Source organism: Nonomuraea sp. NPDC050790 (assembly GCF_044456745.1).
In the GTDB taxonomy this organism is placed as follows: Bacteria; Actinomycetota; Actinomycetes; order Streptosporangiales; family Streptosporangiaceae; genus Nonomuraea.
Genome location: NZ_JBITGF010000001.1, coordinates 136,906 through 157,806 on the forward strand (window position 1 = coordinate 136,906; position 20,901 = coordinate 157,806).

Genomic DNA, 20,901 nt, shown 5'->3' on the forward strand with positions numbered 1-20,901 from the left:
GCCGAAGATCACAGGTGGTGGGGTTCGGCGCGGATCTGGCCGGGCGCGCGCCTGCCGCCGCGGTGTAGGCCCGTCAGCTACCCGCCCTGGTGAGCGCCCGCCGGAGGTCGGTCACCGTCCATCTACCCGGTACCCCGGCCGGTGGCGATCAGGCGGGCTACTTGTCACCGCGGCGGGGAGGAGCGCTGCCAGGTGTCTCCGCCTCGCGGTCGCAGGTAGCGGCCTGGCTCGAAGCTGCCGGACTGGAGCACGATCTCCAACGCAAGGGGCAGTTCTCCGAGCAACTGCGTGTACCGCTCTTCCCGGTCCTCTTCATAGGCGCCGTCGGTGCGGCCGTCGAGGATCGCGGCCATGTCCACGTTCACGTCGCTGTACGGCTCACCACCACCGTGGTTTCCAAACGGGCGTTTGGAGTGCAGGGCGGGTCCGCCCACCCAACGGTGGCCTCCCCACTCGAAGTGAGCTCGGCGCAACAGCGTGACGTGCTCGGGCAGGAGATCGAACTCCTCGACGGACTCGATCTCCTTCCACCTCTCGTATGGACTTCCCTCAGCCATTCGCTCGCTCGCTATCCGTCGTCGTAACGGCCAGGTCAGGTGGTGCGCAGCAGCTCGACCAGCGTCTCGGCGAAGACGCGTTCGGCTCGCGCCGCGTTGATGCGCGCCTGGACCACGCCCGGCGCGACTCCGAAGCCGGGTGGGCTGTCGGCCATCGACTCGTCCAGCTCGAACTGCGCCTGCCTCATCAGTCCGCGGGCCGCGGAGAGCGTCCCGTCGTGGAACCACGCGGGAGACCGCTCGCCCAGCTCGTCTGGGCCGGCTCCGGCGAAAACGCCCTGGAGTTGCTCCTTCAGGTCGTCCGGGAGGTGGGTGCCGCTGGCCGCGAGGATCGCCTCCAGCGTGTGGATCTCCACGCCAGCGTCCTGGGCGACATTGAGCAGGGGCGAGCGCGAGCGGCCGAACCTCGCCTCTGCGTCGGTGAGCACGGCGTCGACGCCAGCGGCTCGTACCACGGCGGTGAGCGCGTCCAGGCCGCGGCCGGGCTGGCCTACGTCGTAGCACTCGGCGATCACAACGCCCTCTTCCTCGCCCTCGACGTGCGCACGTAGCTCCGCGAGTCGGGTTCGCACGGTGCCTTGGTCGGCCGCGCGGGCATACAGCGCCCAGCAGCGCACGGTGTGCGGGTGGTCCGCGGTCATGAGGCACTCCTACGGTCGGTCGGGCAGGTTGGCCCGCGGCCATGTTCGCATCCGAGCGCGGCGGGCCGCACCTTCTTGCTTGGTGCTCTACAGGCCGACATTGCGCATGGCGTTGTCGCGCCAGCGGTCGACGGCGCGGATGTAGCGCAGCAGGACCGGCGAGTTGATGGCCCAGCGGCCGTGCTTTGCGATGATCGAGATGGGCACGCCGGCCGCGTACGCGATGGTGGCGCCACCAGCGCGCAGGCTGTGCGCGGTGTACTCGTCGGCGCGCGGCACGTCAGCGCGGATGGCGGCGGCGCGGACGATTTCGTTGATGGAGTCGCCGCCGAGCTTGGTGCCGATGGTGTCGTGCACGTACAGGCGGCGCAGCAGCCGACCGTCGTGGTGACCGGCAGCGTCGATGGCGTCCGTCCAGGCGAGGAGTGCGCTGACCGGGTCGGTGAGCGGATGGCTTCCGCGCGGGATGGCGATGATGGTGCCGAGGCTGTCCTTGTCGGTCTTGCTGGTGCGGAGCGCCACCTCAAGGCCGTCGGGGACCACGGTGACGTCGGGCCGGTTGAGGGCGACCAGTTCGGAGCGGCGGCCCATGAGGGCCAGGCCGAGCACGAGGACGAGCCGGTCACGGATGCCGATCAGGGTGTCTTGGGGGCAGGAGTCGACCATCGCCTGAAGGATGGGGACGGTGACCGGCGGCGCTTCCTTCTGCTGGTTCTGCCCGTTCTCGGCGCGCTGGCGCTTGTACTGGCGCAGCACGAGCAGGGCGGCGCGGCTTTCAGGTCGGCCTTCGTATCCGGCCGCGGTGTGGCAGGAGCGGATGGCGCCCATTGCCTGTTCGATGGTCGAGGGGGCGTAGCCGGTGTCGGCGAGGTGGCTGACGTAGTCGGCATACGTCTGCGGGGTCGCAGGAAGCGGGATCCGGATCGCGCCGGGTTGCGCGCACCACTCGGTGAACTGCGTCCACTGCCGGGTGTAGGCGCGGCGGGTGTTGGCCGGGGAGCTGTCGGCAAGCCGCAACCGCGTACTGTCACTAATTGCGTAGTCCGCGTCGGTATAAACAGTTCCGGCTTGCACGAGCCCGTTAGTCGGTTCGTCGTATTTGACGAGTTCCACCCGGTTTCTCCGCCCCCGTCGAGTACCCGCGATAAGGCATCTTATCGCGGGTATAAAGGCAGAGTCAGGCGAACTCTCGCACTCCCAATCGGACGCCACAGGTTGTTAAAAGCACACCTATATATTGGGCGCTGCTACGGCTCTCCCTAAGGGCCCGAAGCGGTGGACCGAGCCGAGCCGAGCGGGGAATCTTGAGCCATGTTCGGCACCGAGCAGTTCTACTCGACCACTGCCCAGGTTCTCCCGACCCTTCTGGTCGCCATGGCAGTCGAGGGCGGCCTCCTTCTGCAGCGACGCCCCGAACGGCTCTACCGCGACGTCCAGCAGGCGGCGCACCTGGAAGTCCCCGGCCGCACGATGCTTCGCAAGCTGGCGAACATCCCCTACATGACGACCATCGCGACGCTCTGCGTCGCCTTCATCATCGGCGAGGTGACGGCGCTGACCATCCTGTTCTGGAAGGGGCCGGACTGGTTGTCCATCCCGGCGGCGTTCGTGGTCTGGATCAGCATGCTGACCATGCTCGTCGGAGTGGTCGCGATCCCCGTCGCACGCTTCGCAGACCTGGTGCTGCAGGAGGCGGCCGACCGTTTCCAGCGCGAGTACGAGCGCGAGCATGGGGACGACGACGAGGGCGCTGACGAGGACGACGACGACCGGACAGGGTTCGAGATCTGATCGGCCCGCGCGATGAGGAAAAGCCGGGGTTCGCGACGCTTCCCCACGCGCGAACCCCGGCATCGAACACATTACCGAATCGCCTAGGCGCTCGCCACGAGGTGGGGAGCCCCGCTCCGGCGCCAGGGAGCGTCCCGTGGAGTTCGATGACGGCCTGCCACCAGGAGCAGGCCCGATCCGGAGACGTTCTGGGCGGCGTGTTCTAGCCTGGTGGGCGCAAGCCCCCGATGTAAGGCAGGCGAGATGGCCGACCGTCACAACGACCGCCCCGACCGCCATGAGGAGCCGGGGCCCGAGCGGGCGCACTATGTGCGCCGACCGGAATCCGAGTTCCCCATCTCGCCCGAAGACCAGCAGGCCGCGATGGAGGCGCTGGCGCGCAAGCTGGGCGGGGACACCTTCTATGGCGCGCCGGTGACAGGCAACACCGACGGGCTGCTTCACCGGACACTCACCGACCAGGGGTCAGCCGACACCGAGGGTGAGGTCGGCGGGCACTTGCTCACAGGCCTGCTGACGTGCGGTGGATGCGGGACGACGCTGACGCTGGAGCCGCACTCGCAGATCCCCCGGTACGTATGCGCGGCAGATGGCTGCGGCGCGATCCGTGTGGCGGCCAGGCTCGTGGAGACGGAAGTGACGATTCGCCTGCTGGAGCTGCTCGACAGTCCTCAGCTGATGGGCGAGGTGCTGCTTGCGGCGCTGGAGCGGCAGGGCGCCATGGACTTCGTGGAGGCCGGGCCGGACAGCATGGAAATGTGGTGGGCGGAGGCCGAGCCGGGAATCCGGCGGGCGCTGGTGGAACTGCTGGCCGATCACGTGACGATCGTTCCCCTGACGGATGCGGACCGGGTTCTAGACGTGACCTCCCGCGTGTCGGTCGCCTGGCGATCATCCGTTGCCCCGAGAAGGTGATGCACTCAGGCGGTATGTCCGCTCACGACAGGCGAAGCGCCCGTGCTGCGCCATGGAAAAGCCCCGGGCCGGGGCTCGGGGCTGTCGTCAGCTCATGAAGCTGTTGGACCTCTCGTAGTCGACGCCGTTGCTCCAGCCGCCGTCCACGGCCTTCGTGATCAGCTCCTCGAAGACGTCGCTGTTGCCGCTCTCGACGATGACCTTCAGCAGGTTCTTCTCGGCGTCGCTGAAGCCGGCGAACTTCCCGTCGACCTCCATCGTGTAGGCGATGTCCTCGGCGAGCTTCTTGATGCGGCTGTCGACGCTGGCGCTCATGATGGCCTTCCTGATGATGTGATGGGCGCTTGATTTATATCATTATCATAGCATACCTTGCTTTTGTCTGTACAGCATTGGTGCTGGTAAACGGGCGTTCTACCAGTGATTTCGGGGGTGTGGAAGCGGCATCCGTGTCATCTCCAGCTCGGTCGCAGCCTCTCCTACCTGGTGATGCTGCGCATGTAGGACGACGCCGCCCCCTGACCGCCCGGGGCAGGGTTCGGCCGCTGAGCCAGCGGCGCGTGGACGATCGCCCCCTGGTTCGCCTCGGGCAGAAGGCCGTAGACGAGGATCACCGACGCGTCGATCCGGCCCGGCGACATCGGGTCGGTCGGCATCCACGTCGCCCACTCGCGTTCCATGTCCGTGAACGTGCCGCGCAACCGGACCCGGTCCTGGATCATCTGCTGGGCGACGGGCTCCGCCCGCAGGAGTTTGCCCTGCTTGGCCCGTACGGCGATCACCATCGGCGGCAGCTTCCCCTTCGGGATCTCGCCTTCGCGCTGCAACAGCTCCCAGGCGGTGCGAATCGCCAGCTCACACATGTCGCCGCCGTAGTTGACCTCCACGTAGATCACGGCGGCGTCGATCTCATGGGCCAGCCGGCATGCCGCGAGGGACCAGTCGGCCGACGACATGACGCCCGACCGGTCATGCGTGACCCACACCCGCTGGTCATCGCCGAGGAACCCGCCGACGACGCCGGCGGTGTCGCGACCACCGCCCGACGGGTCGATCGCGACCGCGATCTTCTGCGGCTCCACGTGCAGGCCCGGGTCGCGGATGAGCCGCAACAGCTCCTCCGACACCAGCGCGCCCTCGTACGGCTGCGGGTCACCCTGGCCCAGCGCGTGCCAGTCCCGCACGATCGACGTGCTCTTCATGTCCGCCCACCAGGCCAGCATCGCCGCTCGATCCCGCGTGGCGATCTTCGGGTGAGTGAGCGGGTCGCCGTCGCGCCGACCGAGCGGATCCGGCCCGAACTTGGTCGGGTTGCCGATCGCCGGCAGATGCACGACCTTCCACCGTCCGCCCTCCTCCACCCGGCCCTCCTCCTGCAGACGGCGGCCCGCCCAGTCGTCCACGTGCCAGCGGGTCTGGATTCCCACCACGGCGTTGCGATCCGGCTGCAGACGCTTCAACGCGGTCGAGGAGTACCAGTCGTGCACCGCCTTGCGTGCGCGGGGTGACTCCGCGTCCGCTCGGTCCTTGTGCGGGTCGTCGAAGACCAGAAGGTTGACCGAGAAGCCTGTCAGGCCAGCGCCAATGGCGACGGACCGGCATCCGCCTCCGGTGGTGAGATCCCAGTGCTGGGCCGCCGACGATCCCGACTTCAGCTGCAGCTCGTAGTCGCCGCCGTAGTCCGTCACGTACTCGCGGATCTTCTTACCGTGGGCGAGCGCCAGGTCGTCGCTGTAGGACGTGACCGCCACCCGGTCGCGCGGGTATCGGGCCAGCCACCAGAACGGGAACCACTCGGCGACCAGCGTGCTCTTGCCGCACTGCGGAGGCGTGATGATCAGCAGCCGGTCGTAGTCTCCCCGCTCAACCCCCGCCAGCGCCTGGCCGATAAGCCAGATGTGCGGGCGCATCACGAACAGCGGATCCAGGCCGCGGGCGAGCGTCACCGGGTCGACGAGCAGATCCTTGGTGGTGGCCCGCCGGGCGGCATCCAACTGCCGGTACAGCTCGACGTCGTCGAGATGGGCCAGCTCGTTGGACAGGTCGCGGCTGGTCAAGCCGGGCCGACGCCCTCACCTGCGGGCCGGGCCGGCTCCGCTCCCGTGTCTGGCGCGTCCGCGGCTGGGCTGTCGCCGGTCGTTGCCTCCTCCTTCTCCCACGCCGGGTAGACGGCTTCGTCATCGTCACCATCGGCCGCGCTCACCCGCCGGGCGACTGCGGCCGCCAGCTCCGACAGGCGTCGGCGTCGCTCCTGCGGCGCGAGTTCCTCGAAGTCGGCCAGCCGTACCGACAGGGGGTCGCCGCCGGGGCCGGTGACCGCGATCGTGGCCTGTGGATCGCCGAACAGCACCCGCCGGTGCCGCATCACCACGTCCATCAGCCGAATCGTGTCGCCTGGCGACAGTTGGTCGGCCCGCAGCGACGGCAGCCGCTGGGCCAGTTTCCCGACTGCCGCGCCGAGGATCTTCGCGTCCGCTTCGGCGGCCTTACGACGCTCTTCGACCCACGCCTGCTCGTACAGCTTGTCCAGATGCCGGTCGTACGCTTCGGCCCTATCGCGCCACCAGTTCGCCGCCGCCACCTGGCGGACCCAGGCGTCGGCCCGTGTAAGGGTCGTCGCAGCCTTTCGCAGGGTGCGGGTCCGGCCGAGGTCGCGGTAGGCGCAGAACTGGGCGTAGCGAGCGGAGGTCTCTCCGGGCTGGCGTTCCCAGGGGTCGATGGTGGGGTCCATCTGAAGGGTCTTGAGCGTGCTCATGACGCGTTATCCCAGCTCAGGGGTGAGGTAGTTGGCGCCGGAGAGGTATTCGCCTGCGAGCCGTTCGAGGAGTCTCCACCCTTCCCCGCGGGGGATCTCGCCGAGTCCTTGTGCTCGGGCGATGGCTTTGTTGATGGTGATGGCGGCCGGGGCGGGCAGGGTGCGGGCCCCGACGATCGTTTCGAGGCCGACGTTGCCGGTGTGGATGGGGTCGCCATCGGGGGTGGTGTAGCCGGCTTGGAGGTCGGTGAGGTGGCGCTCGGCGATGGCGAGGATGGCGTGCAGGGCGGTGGCCACGTTGGTGACCTTGTGGGCTGCGTGGGTGGAGGCGAGCGTGTCCAGGCTCTGCTCATAGTCGGCGCGGGCGGCGAGCCAGGTTTCGTCCTGGCCGAAGCGGGCTTCGTTGAACGCGGAGCGGGCGGCTTCGAGCTCGGCCGGGAGGAAGATGAGCTGGACGGTGGCGAAGTCGAGGTTCGCTTCGGACAAGCCCTCGGGCTGGACTTCGGCCAGCAGCTGGAGGTCGGCGTCGTCGAGGCCGGAGTAGGCGCGCCAGTCGACGTCGTCGAGCTGGTCGTACAGGTGCTTGAGGGTGGCGGGGTCGTCTTCTCCGGCGATGGCGTTGTGGGACAGCTGGAGGGCGACGAGTTGCTGGGGTGACAGCTGCTCCTCGATGACCATGCAGTCGATCTCGTCGAGGCCGGCTTCCACCGCGGCGTCGCAGCGGTGGTTGCCGGACAGGATGAGTTCGGCTCCCTCGTCGTACTCTCCGCCGGAGTAGATCAGTGGGACGCTGGTGAGGCAGCCGTCGCGGCGGATATTGGCGACGAGCCGGTCGTACTCCTCCTTCCTCATGAAACGGGCGTTCACCGGGAGCCGGGTGAGCTGGGCCGGGTTACGCGGTACGAGCCTGGGCTTGGTCAGGGTGGCGCTGACGGCGGCGACGGCCGTATCGGGCAGGGCGTCGGCGGCCGGGGCAGTCGCCGCGGTGGTGGTGGCGGTCGTGCTATCGGTCATCGCTGGTCCTTACCGTGCTTGCGCTTCCACAGGTCGAGAGCATCGGCGAGCGTGCACTCCCCGAGAGGGCCGCCGTACTGCAGCTGGTAGCGGTGGACGCCGTCTGCGGCCGGCTCGGTCCGTTTCTGCAGGACAACGCCGGGGATGCCGCGCCCGTACTTGGCGGAGTTGGGCCGGTCGGTGAACGCGGTGGTCGACCAGGCGACGATCCGGCGCGACAGCGAGCGCTGCAGGAGGAGCTGCGCTTCCCTGGTGGACGCGGCCATCACGATCAGTTTGGCCAGGCGGCGGTAGCGGGTCCAGGAGACCGGGAAGTCGGACATGAGGTAGGCGCAGTCAGGTGCGTACTTGGGCGGCAGGAACGCGAACGCGCCGATCACCTTGCCGTCGACGGAGACGGCGCACGCGAGCAGGGGCGTCCCGGGTTTGATCGTCTTGGACATGAACTGTGAGCGGATCGCAGCGAACTGGCCGCCCGTCAGGATGTGGAGCGCCATGCGGTCGCCGAGCTCGTCGTCGGGCCCGATCTTCGGCATGGGGATCGTCGCGACGGGCTGGCGGGGCCGGACGATCCGGCGTGGCCCGGAGGCGGCGTACACGTAGATGGGCAGGCCGCGGTTGGCGGTCTGGACGACGCCGGCGAGCTGGGAGCGCAGTTCGGGTCGTTCGATGTGGAGGCCGAGCATCCAGTTGGGCCGGTCGCGCACTTGGGCGATGATCTGCTCTTTGCCGTCTTCGTCGAGTTCGTCGAAGGAGGGGGCGGGCCAGTCGAACGCGGCGTCGATCGGTGCGAACTGGGCTTCGTAGTCCCCTCCGTAGAACGGGGGGAACATGACGACGGGCGCTTCGGCGGGTACGACGCGGGTGAGGTAGTCGCGGACGTCGCCGGCGAAGTAGGAGCCGAGCCGCACGGTGAGATTGCGCAGCTTGGTCGCGGTCTTGTCGTGCATGCGCGGCCACTGGTCCTGGGTGGCGGCGAGCATCCGCCGGTAGTACGGACCGGTCTTGCCGACCCACTGCAGGAACCTGGTGCCGAGCATGAGGGTGGCGAGCAGGTCTGTGGAGTCTTCCAGGAAGGGGCTGAGCCAGCCTAGGACGTCCTGGTGCTCTTCCCGGAGGGTGAAGGGTAGGGGCTGGCCGGACAGCCACCAGCCGAGCGCCGAGCTGTAGGCCTGGACGTCGTTGCCGTGGATTCGGCGGTCGGCGCCGAAGCGGGCGTGCAGGACGCGCTCGATCGTGAAGTTGCCGCTGCAGCCGACGTAGATGTCCTCGCCGGGCCAGGTGCCGGCGTGCTCGTAGATGATTGACCGGAGGGGTGACGGGATCGAACCATGGAACATGCATCACTCCGGGCGTAGTGGGCGGGCGGGTTACGCGCCGCTCTGGCCTGCGGGGACGGCGACGACTGCGTAGGTCGGGTGGCTGCAGCGGTGAACGCACTCGACGCGGTACGGCACCTCGCCGTCGAGCAGGCGCACCACGGTGACGTCCCATTCGTGGCCGAGGATCCGGCAGTCGTGTGGAGCATTGAGGACGCCGCTCGCGGCAGGGGGCGTCGTGCCTGCAGGGGGTTCGATCGGTGCTATGGCGTCGGCTTGGTCGGGCAGTTCGTGGCGGGTGAGGTTCACGCCCGTGGCGATCAGCGCGCGCCGGCAGGCCCGGCAGCGGCCGGGACCTTCGCAAGGGTCGATGCCGTTCGGGTCGCGGCGGGCCGCCGCTATGACGAGCCGCTGTTCGGAGCGGCAGGTAAGGCAGTGCCGGGGTCCGCCGCAGCGCGTGCGTCGACCGGAGGCGATCGGGATGACGTGACCATGGCCCCCGGCGATCCAGGCAGGCACGGCGTGTAGGGCGGCGGCTGCCTGGCGGGCGTCGGCGGCGTCAGCCGGGTGATCGGCCGGGCTGGTGGTGTCGGTCACCGTTGTCCCCTCCGCAGGTTGATCGAGCTTCGCGGAGCGGCTGCTGTGGAGCGCCGGCCAGGACTTGAACCTGGACCTCCCCTCCGGGAGAGGGGCAATGCGAGCTGACACCTCCGGCGCGGGTCGATCGGCCACGCCGCTGCACAGGCAGCCGATCGCCGCTGATGCTAGCCGATTGCTCACATGGGAACAGTAAATGAGTGTCCCCATGCAGTGAGTGTCGTCAAGGCCGACCTCCGTGGTCCGGAGGATGCGCCCTGGGCACCAGGCGACACGCCCTCACGAGTTCCGTCTTGGCAAGCTTTAGGGGTCCTTTCGGGCTGGCCATGACGACCGCTCGGGTATCCCCGAGGAGTGTCACGCCTACCCGCCTACCAACCTATGATCGCTCGGGCGGGCGTCCTGCCACCGCCGGGCGAGGCTGATGCGTTCGCGACCGAGATGAAGTGGGATGGCATGCGTGCCTTGACCTATGTCGAGGACGGCCGCGTAAGACTCCAATCGCGCAACGGCGCCGACGTCAGCATGTCCTTCCCCGAGATGCAGATGCTTGCCGGTGCGGTTGACGGCCACAACCTCGTTCTCGACGGGGAGCTTGTCGCCTTCGACGCGAATGGCCGCGTCTCGTTCGCCACCCTTCAGCAGCGCATGCATGTTCGGCGTTCCGCTCGCGTGGCCGAGCTGGTGCGATCGGTGCCGGTCACCCTCATGGTGTTCGACGTCGTTCACGTCAACGCCACTCCCGCGGTGCGCATGCCGTACGTCGAGCGCCGAGAGCTGCTGGAATCCATCCTCCGCCCGGGGCCGCGCTGGCAGGTGCCGGTCTGGTTTCCAGATCATGCCGAGCAAGCCCTGGCCACGAGCGCGGAGCTCGGTTTGGAGGGCATTGTCTGCAAGCGGCTCGCCTCCCCGTACCGGCCGGGCGTCCGGTCTGGCGACTGGGTGAAGGTCAAGCACGAACAGCACACGGAGGTCATCATCGGCGGCTGGCAGTCAGGCGGAGGCCGCCGTTCGAGCAAAGTCGGCTCGCTCCTGCTGGGCGTCTTGGATGGCGCTGGCGCGCTCACCTACGTCGGGCACGTGGGGACCGGGTTCACTGAGGCGATGCTCGTCGACCTCGTGGAACGGTTGTTGCCGCTTGCCCAGGGCCACAGCCCGTTCTCGGGTCCGGTGCCTGCCGTACGGGCGAAGGCCGCGCACTGGGTGCGGCCGGAACTTGTCGGCGAGGTGCGCTTCCATGAGTGGACTGCCGACGGTCACCTCCGCCATCCGTCATGGCGAGGGCTTCGGCCCGACCGAGATGCCGCAGACGTCGCGCCCAGGCGGTTCCGGGACGTGGGTTAACGAGGCGCAGCCAAGTCCCGCGACGCCCGCCGAACCCGGTCCAGCTGGCAGCCCACACCCTCTCTAGAGGTCGGTTCACCGTAACCAGATGGACAGCTGAACCTGACCGCTGGGAGACAGTTTTCGCGATCATCTAGGCCCTCCGGCGGGCTCTCGGAGGGAGGGCGAGAGAACAAGCGGAGCGTGCTGGAAGCGGCGATTCGCGGGCATGGGCCGACCGTCGCAGACGCACGAATGGGCGGGATCTTTGTGATTCAAAGGAACCACGTGAGAGGGAGCGCAGACGATGAAAGCGCAGCTCGAGACTCGTTCAACTATTCCGCAAACGTTCTTCGCGCTTTCTGCCGAGATCTATCAAATGGCGTTCGACACAGGCGCTAAATGGATGCACCTTTGACCTGCGGAAACGCTTAGTACATGCTAAGTCTCCAGCCCCATGCGGACCTTGTCCTAGGAGTCAGGGAAGGGGGTGTGCGCAGAAACTCATCCGCGTGAATCGTCCGCCTGTCATCGATACTGGAGGAAATGCCCGAGCCCCCAGGGAGAAGCCCCAGGGGCGGGCAGCGAAACCGGCCGGACATCAGGGCACGGCCTGCTCGGCGGACTAGTCACTCTCCATGCTAGGTCACGGCGCTGGTGTCCGGTCGGCTCGCCAACCGAGAGGTGGAAGTCCATGGAGATCGTTTTGCCCTCGACCTTCGACCTGACCGAGGCTCTCGCTCGCTGCATCACGATACCTGGGGAGAGGGTCCATCCGTGGACTGCGGCTGCTGGGGCCGCCCTGCTCGTGATCGTGTTGGTCATCCTGCGGCAACTGCCGCCGCTCTGCGCGATCGAGATCCACGTGTAGCTCGGACCGGCGGAGGTCTGCTCGCGGCGTGGTCAGCGCCAAGCCCCCTAACAGATTTTCAGGTCCACCGACGTACAAAGCCCCGCATCTCTGGGAGATGCGGGGCTCGTCCGATCGAGTGGGCCTACACGGGGGCGGTGAACAGGTTGGCGAACTGGGCATGCACCATCTGCAGGGACGACTTGGTGTCGTCAAGGCTGGCGGACAGCAGTTCCGAATGCTCGCTGGTGGACGCCTGCAGTGCCTGAAACCGGTTGTAGAGGCTCTGGAATCTGGCCTCTGTGGTGCCGTTCGCGCGGGCGTCGGCGATGTCGAGGGCCAGCTTGTCCAGGTCCTCCTTCGCCTTGGTGGTGAAGGCGGCGATCACCATTTCGCGCATCTCTTCCTGGTCTGGGAGCGGGACGCGTGCCAGGTGGCTGCCGGCGCCGAACTTGGCGGTGAGCGCGCGCAGGCCGGCGAGGGGTGCGGCGTGGGCGCGGTGGACGAAGTACACGCCGCCCGAGGCGCGGACGCGAACGGCGTTCAGCCCTTCGACGTAGGTGCGGATGACCGCGCGGAGCCGGTCGCTGGTGTAGAAGCGGCACTGCCGCCCGTAGGTTTCCTTGATCTCGTCGAGCGTGGCGGTGACCTTGGCCTGTTCGCTGACAGAGAGCTGGTTGATCGCGGTCAGGTGGGGTGTGATCTGCAGTCTCCCGCGGCCGGGCACGCCGGACTGCAACGGGTCGCGCCAGAACTTGAGCTCGGCCAGGCAGGTGTCGTAGGAAAGCTGGGCTCTGCCTTCGTCCCGAACCTCGCGAACTAGGTGCCGGGTGATCGACAGGTCGTCTCGGCTCACGTGTCGGACCATGAGGGTGACCGCGGTGACCTTCTCGGCCGGGTCGCGACGGCGGCGGCCACCGGTGGCCCCAGCGTGGGGCGCGGTGGAGTCGGCCAGTCGGTAGCTGGTGCGGACGCCGGCGGGGCCGGTGACGCGCTCGAACGCGTCGGACTCGCGGATGGGCGGCGGCAGGAAGGTGTCGTCGAGGCCGCATTCGAGGAACCATCGGTGCAGGTCGTCCCGGGTCACGCGGCCGTCGAAGATGGAGTAGAGGACGAGGTGGCCCAGGACGGGGGTGTCGCCGTTCTCCATGGCGGTGGCGTAGGCGGCAAAGTGGTCGAGGGTTTCGCTCGCGCTGACCTGCTCGGTGCCGGTCGCCGTGTTGGCGGGTGTCGCGCTGTGGGCGCTGGGGGTGCTCATGGCCCTGACCTTCCTGTCGTGAACGGACGTTTGTTCTGGAGCCGGGTAGGGCGCGCGTTTCCCTCTTCCGGTTTTACTGAGAGGGACTTATATGAAAAGCATAGCAAACTATCTACTTGCTAGCATGGTGTTGACCTGCAGAAACGCTCGGCTGGCTTCACGGAGGGTGGGCGGCGCCGGGCACCTTGGATCCGTAGGGTCCGCTGGCCGTGCCCGAGGAACTCCTGGAACTGGCCCTGTGACCTCCGTTGGGCGCTGAGTGGTGTTCTGGGTGGGGGGGGTTTCGGTGGTACCGGGCCGAGAGGCGTGTCCTCCGGGGCCGGTGATCAGCGCTTGGCTGACATCCAGGGAGCGCTCGGTGGCGGCGAGCAGCTCAGGGTCGGTTCGGGGAGAGCGGCGCGCATCTTGGCGAGGTGGCAGGAGCACACCTTCCACGTTTCGTGGAGTTCCCCCTGGTCGCCGGTCGTTTCGGAGATGGTCAGCATGCCTGCCTCGTGGCCCTCGTGGATGACGCGTTGCTCGGAGGGCTGGAAGGTTTCGAGGTCGGGGTACTCCACCTGGACGTTTACGAGGTCGACGCCGTAGGAGGTAGCGAGGCGTTCGCGCAGCATCGGCCAGGGGGCGGAGAAGGCGTTGCCTCCGATCGCGGCGGTCGTCTCGCCGGACGGGTCACGGAGCTCGATGTACCACTCGCCCGCGCCCCGGTAGGTGTAGAGGGCATACCCTGCCGGGGCGCCGTCGACGGTGAAGTTCCAGCGCTCGCTGTCGGTGCTGCGCGGGGTGTTCGCGGTGTCGTAGTCGACGCGGATCTTCTGGTCGCTCATGAGGGCTTTCTCCTGGGTTCAGATGAGACGGAACAGGTCGCGGCTGGAGTCGAGGTCGACCAGGTCGGTGACGGTGCGCAGGTTGTCGCACAGCTCGTGCAGAACTCCGGTGGGCTGGTGGGCAACAGATACACCAAAAACTCGGAAGCCGATCTTCTGCTTGCGCTGCCGCCAGGCGTCGAGCCACTCGTCGGAGACTCGGCAGGATCCGTCGGTGACGAGGACGATGTCTCCGTGCGCCAGGCGGTCGACGTTCCACGTCTCGGCGAGGATGTCCGCCGCTTGGTCGAGCGGCTCGGTGAAGCTGGTGCCGCCGCCGTAGAAGTGCTCGCCGAATTCCAGCACCTGGGCGATGTCGGCCTGTCCCTTCGGGAAGTCGAACAGTTTCTGCTGGTCTTCGTTGGAGAACAGGATGCCGACGAAGTCCCGGCGTGCTGCGCGCGCCTGGTCGAGTAGCGCGAGGGCGCACGCCTTCGCCCATGCCTCTCGGGTGATGCCGACGCCGGCATCGTCGCGGGTCATGGAGCCGGAGCAGTCGATGAGGGCGATGATGGCGCCCTTGCCTGCCGTGTCCTCGCCGCGCGAGTCGTAGATCATGAGGCGGCCTTCGACGAGTCGGGAGGCGAACTCGGCGCGCAGGCCCGGTACGGCGAGCGCCGCGAGTTCGGAGGGGACGAGGCGGGCCAGGTCGTCGCCGAGGGTAACGCCGACCAGCTCGCCGGCGGTGTGCTCGACCCTGCGGGCTCGCTCGCCGGTGGCCATGGCCCGGAAGCGGCCGATCAGGTCGGCGAACTTGCCGAGCCGGTTCCCGGCCAGCCGCTGGGCCAGGTCGGCCCGCTCTGCGAAGCTCATCCGTTCGAGCTGGCCAGGGCCGAACCCCCATGCGGCCATGCGTTCGGCCTCGGCTCGCGCGGCCTCGGCGGCTTGGGCGGCTGCGGCTCTCGCCTTGGTACGGAGGCCGGGCGCGGTCTGCGACAGCTGCTGGGATGCGGCGTCGGCTGCTGCCTGTGCGGTCTGGTCGGCGGCTTCCGCCGCAGCGATGGCGGCGGCCATCGCCTGGTCGACGTCCTCGGGGACGTTGCCGTCGGGGTCGGCGGCATCGCGGGCTGCTTCGAGGGCTGTCTGGACGTCGGCGGCGGCCTGCTCCGCCCGCTGGCGCGCTTCCGCGGCGGCCTGGGCCGCTTTTTGGGCTTCGCGGGAGTCTTCCAGCATGTCGCGCAGCGCGTCGCTCTGGGCGAGGACGGCCATGGCGGCGGCGTAGGGGTCGCCGACCGTGTCGCGGCGAAGGTCGGTGAAGGCGGGCGAGTCCATCAGGGCGGAGATGACCTGGTGGTTCGCAGTGCGCGACGGGTCCATGGCGGTGCGCGGGCGGACCGTCGGCGACGTTTTGTAGGCGCCGGTCCACGCGTCGCGCAGGAGATCCTCGGTGTGGGCGTGCTGGTCAGCGAGTTCGTCGGCGAGTTCGCGAAGGGCGTTCGCCTGGCTGTAGGTGTCCGCCCAGGACATGTCGTCGAACCGGTCGGACTCGATGACCTGGGTGTGGGGGGTGGCCGGGCTGGCTGCCAGTCCGAGCCATCGGCCCGCCTTGGCTGCCAGGTCGGCGAGCTTGGTCTTGATGCTCACGCGCTGCCCTCTCCTTGCGGGGGTGGGGTCAGATGCCGGATTTGATCATGGTCGGGTCGAGGCCGAGGGCTTCGACCATGACGCGGGCCTGCACGGCGCGGTGTCGCTCGATGACGCTGTCCAGAGTGGCGGTGGAGCGTCCGGCGGTCTGGGACTGCTGGAGCATCTCCTTGAGCTTCTTGCCCGCGCGGTCCAGCTTGTTGTTGGCTTCCTTGATCGCCCATTCGGCGAGTGCTTGGCGCGACTCGCCCTTCATGCTGTTCAGCTGGGCGTCGAGCTGGTCGAGTCCGTCCTGGATGTCGAGGGCTTCACGGGCATCGGGGTTGATCAGGTGCAGCACCTCCCGCTCGATCGCGGGGCGCTCCGCTGGCGAGTCCCACAGGACATGGGTGAGCAGTTCGAGGTCGGCGGGATCGACGTGGTCTCGGCCGGCCAGGTAGGCGGCGCCCTGCAGGAGGCGTACCGAGTGCTTCCAGCGGCGGTCGGAGGCGATGTGCCCGGCGTGGCGAAGGGTGGCGCGCAGGCTCACCAGCGCGCCGATGATCGGGTCGGGAACGATGATGCGCGGGACGTGAACGCGAACCGCGGTCTGCAGGTCGGCCAGCAGTAGCGTGGTCGGGGTGGCCTGTGGTGATGCGGGCACGCTGGCCGAGCGGATCAGAGCGGCGAAGTTCGAGGGGTCGGCCAGGTAGTCGACCTCGATGCGGACGAGCAGCCGGTCGTAGATGGCGGCGCTTTCCTCGCCCGTGGGCAGTTCGTTGGAGGCCGTGATGGCGGTGAGCAGCGGACAGGCGATCGGTGCCCCGCCGGACTCGGGGTGGTAGAGGCGTTCGTTGAGCAGGGCGAGCATCTCGTTCAACGCGGCCGGGCCGCACTTGAAGATCTCGTCGATGAAGGCGATGTCCGCCTGGGTGGCTCGGCCGTCCCATACCTGCTTGTAGGTGCCCTGCATGAGGGCCGAGACGTCGATCGGGCCGAACATGCGCTTGGGGTCGGTGTATTTCGACAGGAGGATCTCCCACAGCTGGGCGCCGTGGACGCGGCCGGTGAGGTCGCGGGCGAGCTCGCTCTTGGCGGTGCCGGGCGGGCCGAGGAGCAGGCTGTGCTGCCCGGCGAGCATGCAGGAGATGAGCGCCTTGACCACGCCGGTGCGCTCCAGGTAGCGGTCGGCCAGCTCGTTGGTGATCGCTCGCAGGCGGGCCGCGGTGGCGGTGCCGTCGCCAGGGTCGGCGGGCGGTGCCGTGGGGGTCTGCTGGGCGGTCGTCGTCATTTCCCCTCCGGTTCGGTCGAGGATCACAAGATCCTTCTTATATCTTCATCATAGTATGCGATTCATGTGATAGCAATCGATTTTCGCGGAAAGGGTTCGGTTCGTCACACAGGGCACGCGCACACGGGGCCCGTCGCCGATTTCCGGAGCGACACTCAGCCGCAGATCGCCAGCTGTGGCGAGCCACGCAATCCCTGCTCCCATGCCTCGTCGAAGCCCGGGCCGACCTTGTCGGCCGCCACCGCGGGCGCGATCGTCAGCAGCTCCTCCACGCACGGAAAGGCCGTCCCCCGACGTCTGATCCACGCCCTGTGGTGCTCGCCGTCAGCCGCCAACGTTGCTCCGGCCGACCGGGCGCGGGCGCGCAGCTCCTTGACCATGCCCGCTCTTTCGCCGATGTCGAGCCGGACCAGCGAGCGGACGGCGTTGGCCATCGCCATCGGGTTGCCCTTCCTCGCCCGGAACGCACGCCTCACCTCGTACAGGGCCCACTGCTGCTCGTCGAGGCTGCGGGAGAACTCCCGCAGCAGGCCACTCGCCGCGGGATCGGCGGTGAGCAGGTCCGCCAGGCGCTCGCCGCCGATCAGGCCTTGGCGTGGATTGAGGGCGACCGCGACATGCTCCATCATTAGCGGCAGCATCGCCTCGGCCGGGTTGGCGATGTAGCGCGCAACGGTCCGCCGCCTTCCGGCCGCACTCGTCATCGCAAACGGGCAAAACGTACATGCGGACTTGATCCAGGCAACGCCCAGGTGCTCGACGATGTACGCCTCTGCCTGCTCCCTGTGCCAGCCCCACTCGATCAAGGGATAGAACGGTCGGCGGCCAGCGAGGCGCAGCTGCTCGCGGTCCTCGGCCATCCGGCCGAGCTCGCCCAGCTCGAACCCCACCGCGTGGTCGTACGGCGCGCCGCCCGTGTACTCGCTCACCCACCTGTCCAGCACCCACCCCTTAAAGCGAATGCTGCACCGACGCGGGCCACCCACCTGGGGCACCGTGCCGGCGGCGAGCATGTGGGCGGACAAGGTGTAGGCGCCGCCCAGGTGGCAGACGTACGGCTGGCGCGTGTCATCGAGCACCACGTGCCCGGCCTTGTCGGAGGCGCCGGCGCGGGCGACCTGGACGACGCGCACGCCGTACCGGCGCAGCAGGGGGAAGACGTACTGCTCGACCAGTCGGCCGGTCTCGCGCTGCTCGTCACCGGTCTGCGCGACGATTACGACGAGGTCGTCGAGGTCGAAGTCTCGGCTGTCCGGTTCGAGCAGCCACCTCAGCAGAATGGCGGTGGAGTCGACTCCCAGACCGTAGGAGAGGATCACGCGTCGACGCGACGGGAGAAGGGCGAGCGTCATTCGGCCCGCCCAATGGTCGCGCCGTAGCAGGTCACGGTGTAGCTGGGGTCGCCAACGTGCGCCTCGGTGATCGATCCCGCCCATTCGCCACGGGAGACGGAGGTGATGAGGTGGCCGTACGGGCACAGGATGCTCACGCGCCCGTCCCGCCCGCGCCGCACCTGCGGGCGTCCTCGATGGCCGGAGGGCGGGTCCGCGCGCTCGGGGCCAACGCCGTCCGGGCCAGGCCGATCCATGGGCGCTGGATCGCCTGCTTCACCGCTGCCGGGGTCCGCCTTGCGCTCTCCCGCCTGGCCGTTCCTCTGGGGTGTGGTCCCCACGCCCGGCGCAGTCTGTTCCGCGCGGCCGCCGTCGACGAGCGGCGCCCTGACGGCCTGGCTCACGTCCACCCGGGCCGCACGCACCACGGCGCGCCTGCCCGCGTCAATGATCTCGGCGGTGCGGGCGGCGGCCCGGGCATCCAGCTGTTGGGGCGTCCATGGGCGGCGCTTCCTGCCCGAGGCCGTGAGTCCTTCTCCGCGCGCGGCCGGGGTGGTGGCGAGGTGCTCGCGCACCAGGGCGCACAAGGTGGTTCGCGCAGCAGCAGCGTGGGGAGCTCGGGCTTCCTCAAGCCGCGCGGCAGCGAGCCCGGAGAGAATCTCGCCCATGGATAGACGCTCGGTGAACCGCATACCGAGCTCGATCTCCGCCCACCGGTAGTCGGCGGCCAGCGCCGGGCGCAGGGCCGCGGCCAGCATCAGGTCCTCCAGGGAGGCGAGCACGCACAGGGCGCACGACAGGCGCGACAGCCCCCAGTCGTATCCAGCGTGCGGCCGCAGCCCCGCTTCCTTAATCTCGTTCCACACCTCCGCCACGGAGAAGTCGCGGATGGGCAGCCAGCGGGTGATGATCCGGCGGCCGGAGCTGCGGCGCTCGTTGATCTGGGCGATCGGCTGAGCCGCGCGGGAGGCGGATTCCTCGCCTCGCAGGCCCAGGCAGTACAGGACCTCCACCGGCCGATCAGCGGGCACGCCCAGCGTCGACCAGAACTCTCCGACCGCCCGGGTGATCCACGTCATCGACGGCCCCTCCTTCTGATCAGAGGTGCACCAGCGAGCGTGGTGGGACATCCACCGGCGGCGCTGGCCCAGCAGTTCGTCCCACAGCCCGCCGAGCGCGCGGCTGCGCACCACGAACTCGAACCCGTACGTGGCGGCGTGCTCCCGAGCCAGGGCCTGGACGCCAGGCCACTCGACCGGCTCGCCGGAGCGGGTGATCCCGAGGTCGTTGTGCAGCACGACCACCCGTCCCGCGAAGCCTTGCTGGCGGATGAGCCGGGCGACGTAGGCCAGGAGCGCCATCGAGTCCTTGCCGGCCGAGCTGCAGATGACGATCAGGTCGAAGCGGGCCAGGTCCAGCACGGGCCGCTCGCGGGCGATCTCCGGCAGGTTGAGCGTCAGCTGCATGAGCCAGCCGCCCTCTCGCCGTACACGCCGCCGGTGCGCACGGTGGCGTGCAGCCAGAATCCGGGACTGTGTTCGTCGGTGTGCTGGCGGCCGAGCCGCCAGCCTTCCAGGCGGGCCAGCTGCCACCACGTCCACCGCTGCGACGAGGACTCCCATCCGGACTCCGGCCGGTTCATGACGTGCGGCCTCCAGATGCCGTTCGCGGCGTCGAGGAGGCGGACCAGGACGTCGGGCTCGAAGGAGTGCAGCGTGCGCCGGGCCGGGGGCCTCAGGACGGGGCATGTGCCGCAGGCGCCGAGGGTCTCGCCAGTGCATGGGGCGAATCCGCCCCAGCGTGCGCGTCGGGTGTCCTGCGACTCCCAGAGGGTGGCGTAGGAGGTGGGCTTGAGGGCGCACTGTCCGTCGTAGACAGGGCCCGCGTTGAGGCTCAGCCGGTTCCAGCCTCGCCCATCGGGCCCTGCTGCGTCGCGAACGGGCGCGGGCAGATAAACAGGCATCGAATATCCTTTCCATCTTTCACTATTGCTTTGATAGCATTCTGGTTGTGGTTGGTCCGTCAGGGAGTTGAGGTGCCGTCCACGTCCCCGAGCCAGACGAACCGCCAGTCCTGCTCGGTGGCGGTGTGCCGGGCTGTCCAGCCAGGCATCTGCCCCGCCATGGTCCGTGCGTGCTCTGCCGCCCTCAGCCGGCGTCCGGCTGTGATGTGGCATAGCTCGCGCATCAGCACGTAGCTGATCCTGGTCGGGCACAGCTGGGTCACCGCCCAGTGGACGGTCAGGACCGGAGACCGGCCGAGCCGTAGCTTCGTCCGTTCTTCGCCCAATTCCTCGACCCGGTAGGTGGCGGGGGGCAGACCGAGCCTGCCGGTCCAGTTGGCGCCCTCGGCTTGTACGTAGTCGAGCGTCTGGGCCGTATACCAGGCGATCAGCGCGGCGGCATCGTGCGCCAGCTCACGGCGTAGCCTCAGCCATCCGGCCGGTCCGGGCTCCAGCCGGACCGGCGGTCCCTCGTCGACCAGCCGCAGGCGGTGACTTCTGGACAGCCAGCGGAAGCCCTCTCCGCCGACCAGCTGCTTCACCGGGTGGTCCGGGGCCATTTCGCGGGCGCGCCGTACACAGCGGGCGATCTGCAGAACTCTCAGCGCGGCTTGCCGGGCAACATGGCTCGCGCTGGCACCCAGCGGGATCGCCACGGTGACGCTCGCGTCGCGCTCGACGGTGAACCGGATGGTGGTGCGGCGCGGGTCGGCGACGACATTCCAGGTCCAGGACGAGCACACCCTGTCGAGGGCGGCCAGATGGCAGCAGCCGGAGTCTGCGAACGGTCGTATGGTCATCTTCGATCCCTTCAGGGAGGGGCGGCAGGGC

General features: G+C 68.6%; 21 protein-coding genes and 1 tRNA gene. 4 read left to right on the top strand and 18 right to left on the bottom strand.

The window, feature by feature from the left end; genetic code table 11:
• Positions 1 to 164 precede the first annotated feature (164 nt).
• The 3 genes from ACIBEJ_RS00620 to ACIBEJ_RS00630 all read right to left on the bottom strand — a co-directional run bounded on the left by ACIBEJ_RS00620 (position 165) and on the right by ACIBEJ_RS00630 (position 2,311).
• On the bottom strand, positions 165 to 557 hold the full coding sequence (locus ACIBEJ_RS00620) for a hypothetical protein (protein ID WP_397180429.1): 393 nt from the start codon (positions 555 to 557) through the stop codon (positions 165 to 167).
• Between the two features lie 35 nt (positions 558 to 592).
• Positions 593 to 1,198: a hypothetical protein gene (locus ACIBEJ_RS00625; RefSeq protein ID WP_397180430.1), complete on the bottom strand. Its 606-nt coding sequence runs from the start codon at positions 1,196 to 1,198 to the stop codon at positions 593 to 595.
• 87 nt (positions 1,199 to 1,285) lie between these two features.
• The gene (locus tag ACIBEJ_RS00630; protein ID WP_397180431.1) at positions 1,286 to 2,311 is read right to left on the bottom strand and encodes an integrase; all 1,026 of its coding nucleotides are present in this window, start codon (positions 2,309 to 2,311) and stop codon (positions 1,286 to 1,288) included.
• A 198-nt stretch (positions 2,312 to 2,509) separates the two neighbouring features.
• Here ACIBEJ_RS00630 and ACIBEJ_RS00635 point away from each other — a divergent pair, with 198 nt between their 5' ends.
• Positions 2,510 to 2,989: a hypothetical protein gene (locus ACIBEJ_RS00635; protein WP_397180432.1), complete on the top strand. Its 480-nt coding sequence runs from the start codon at positions 2,510 to 2,512 to the stop codon at positions 2,987 to 2,989.
• 243 nt (positions 2,990 to 3,232) lie between these two features.
• A complete protein-coding gene (locus tag ACIBEJ_RS00640; RefSeq protein ID WP_397180433.1) occupies positions 3,233 to 3,904 on the top strand; it encodes a zinc ribbon domain-containing protein in 672 nt (223 codons plus the stop codon).
• An 87-nt stretch (positions 3,905 to 3,991) separates the two neighbouring features.
• On the opposite strand, the gene ACIBEJ_RS00645 is transcribed toward ACIBEJ_RS00640, so the two are convergent.
• From ACIBEJ_RS00645 to ACIBEJ_RS00675, 7 genes are all read right to left on the bottom strand, one after another.
• Entirely contained in the window at positions 3,992 to 4,219 is a 228-nt protein-coding gene (locus tag ACIBEJ_RS00645) for a hypothetical protein (RefSeq protein ID WP_397180434.1), read from the bottom strand.
• A 164-nt stretch (positions 4,220 to 4,383) separates the two neighbouring features.
• Positions 4,384 to 5,961, bottom strand: coding sequence for a terminase large subunit domain-containing protein (locus tag ACIBEJ_RS00650; RefSeq protein ID WP_397180435.1), 1,578 nt, complete (start codon positions 5,959 to 5,961; stop codon positions 4,384 to 4,386).
• Positions 5,958 to 6,659: a hypothetical protein gene (locus ACIBEJ_RS00655; protein ID WP_397180436.1), complete on the bottom strand. Its 702-nt coding sequence runs from the start codon at positions 6,657 to 6,659 to the stop codon at positions 5,958 to 5,960. The genes ACIBEJ_RS00650 and ACIBEJ_RS00655 overlap by 4 nt, the downstream gene beginning before the upstream one ends.
• A 6-nt stretch (positions 6,660 to 6,665) precedes the next feature.
• Positions 6,666 to 7,673, bottom strand: a complete 1,008-nt coding sequence (locus ACIBEJ_RS00660; protein WP_397180437.1) for a ParB N-terminal domain-containing protein — start codon at positions 7,671 to 7,673, stop codon at positions 6,666 to 6,668.
• Positions 7,670 to 9,013 carry a hypothetical protein gene (locus ACIBEJ_RS00665; RefSeq protein WP_397180438.1) on the bottom strand — a complete coding sequence of 448 codons (1,344 nt, stop codon included), beginning with the start codon at positions 9,011 to 9,013 and terminating at the stop codon, positions 7,670 to 7,672. The genes ACIBEJ_RS00660 and ACIBEJ_RS00665 overlap by 4 nt, the downstream gene beginning before the upstream one ends.
• A 30-nt stretch (positions 9,014 to 9,043) precedes the next feature.
• Complete coding sequence (locus ACIBEJ_RS00670) at positions 9,044 to 9,589, bottom strand: hypothetical protein (protein WP_397180439.1); 546 nt, start codon at positions 9,587 to 9,589, stop codon at positions 9,044 to 9,046.
• 46 nt (positions 9,590 to 9,635) lie between these two features.
• A tRNA-OTHER gene (locus ACIBEJ_RS00675) sits at positions 9,636 to 9,709 on the bottom strand.
• 261 nt (positions 9,710 to 9,970) lie between these two features.
• On the opposite strand from ACIBEJ_RS00675, the gene ligD reads away from it, so the two are divergent.
• On the top strand, positions 9,971 to 10,933 hold the full coding sequence (gene ligD, locus ACIBEJ_RS00680) for a non-homologous end-joining DNA ligase (protein ID WP_397180440.1): 963 nt from the start codon (positions 9,971 to 9,973) through the stop codon (positions 10,931 to 10,933).
• A gap of 673 nt (positions 10,934 to 11,606) precedes the next feature.
• Complete coding sequence (locus ACIBEJ_RS00685) at positions 11,607 to 11,783, top strand: hypothetical protein (protein ID WP_397180441.1); 177 nt, start codon at positions 11,607 to 11,609, stop codon at positions 11,781 to 11,783.
• A gap of 124 nt (positions 11,784 to 11,907) precedes the next feature.
• Here ACIBEJ_RS00685 and ACIBEJ_RS00690 read toward each other — a convergent pair whose 3' ends face one another.
• The 8 genes from ACIBEJ_RS00690 to ACIBEJ_RS00725 form a co-directional block, all read right to left on the bottom strand.
• Positions 11,908 to 13,020 carry a DUF6744 family protein gene (locus tag ACIBEJ_RS00690; RefSeq protein ID WP_397180442.1) on the bottom strand — a complete coding sequence of 371 codons (1,113 nt, stop codon included), beginning with the start codon at positions 13,018 to 13,020 and terminating at the stop codon, positions 11,908 to 11,910.
• 326 nt (positions 13,021 to 13,346) lie between these two features.
• Entirely contained in the window at positions 13,347 to 13,844 is a 498-nt protein-coding gene (locus ACIBEJ_RS00695; RefSeq protein ID WP_397180443.1) for a hypothetical protein, read from the bottom strand.
• A gap of 18 nt (positions 13,845 to 13,862) precedes the next feature.
• On the bottom strand, positions 13,863 to 15,467 hold the full coding sequence (locus tag ACIBEJ_RS00700) for a VWA domain-containing protein (protein WP_397180444.1): 1,605 nt from the start codon (positions 15,465 to 15,467) through the stop codon (positions 13,863 to 13,865).
• A gap of 28 nt (positions 15,468 to 15,495) precedes the next feature.
• Positions 15,496 to 16,737 (bottom strand): AAA family ATPase, encoded by a 1,242-nt coding sequence (locus ACIBEJ_RS00705; protein WP_397180445.1) that lies wholly within the window; start codon positions 16,735 to 16,737, stop codon positions 15,496 to 15,498.
• Positions 16,738 to 16,892: 155 nt separating this feature from the next.
• Positions 16,893 to 18,056 carry a hypothetical protein gene (locus tag ACIBEJ_RS00710; protein ID WP_397180446.1) on the bottom strand — a complete coding sequence of 388 codons (1,164 nt, stop codon included), beginning with the start codon at positions 18,054 to 18,056 and terminating at the stop codon, positions 16,893 to 16,895.
• A gap of 29 nt (positions 18,057 to 18,085) precedes the next feature.
• Positions 18,086 to 19,534: a phosphoadenosine phosphosulfate reductase family protein gene (locus ACIBEJ_RS00715; protein ID WP_397180447.1), complete on the bottom strand. Its 1,449-nt coding sequence runs from the start codon at positions 19,532 to 19,534 to the stop codon at positions 18,086 to 18,088.
• The gene (locus ACIBEJ_RS00720; protein WP_397180448.1) at positions 19,525 to 20,031 is read right to left on the bottom strand and encodes a hypothetical protein; all 507 of its coding nucleotides are present in this window, start codon (positions 20,029 to 20,031) and stop codon (positions 19,525 to 19,527) included. The genes ACIBEJ_RS00715 and ACIBEJ_RS00720 overlap by 10 nt, the downstream gene beginning before the upstream one ends.
• 59 nt (positions 20,032 to 20,090) lie before the next feature.
• Positions 20,091 to 20,870 (bottom strand): YgjP-like metallopeptidase domain-containing protein, encoded by a 780-nt coding sequence (locus tag ACIBEJ_RS00725; protein ID WP_397180449.1) that lies wholly within the window; start codon positions 20,868 to 20,870, stop codon positions 20,091 to 20,093.
• Positions 20,871 to 20,901 lie beyond the last annotated feature (31 nt).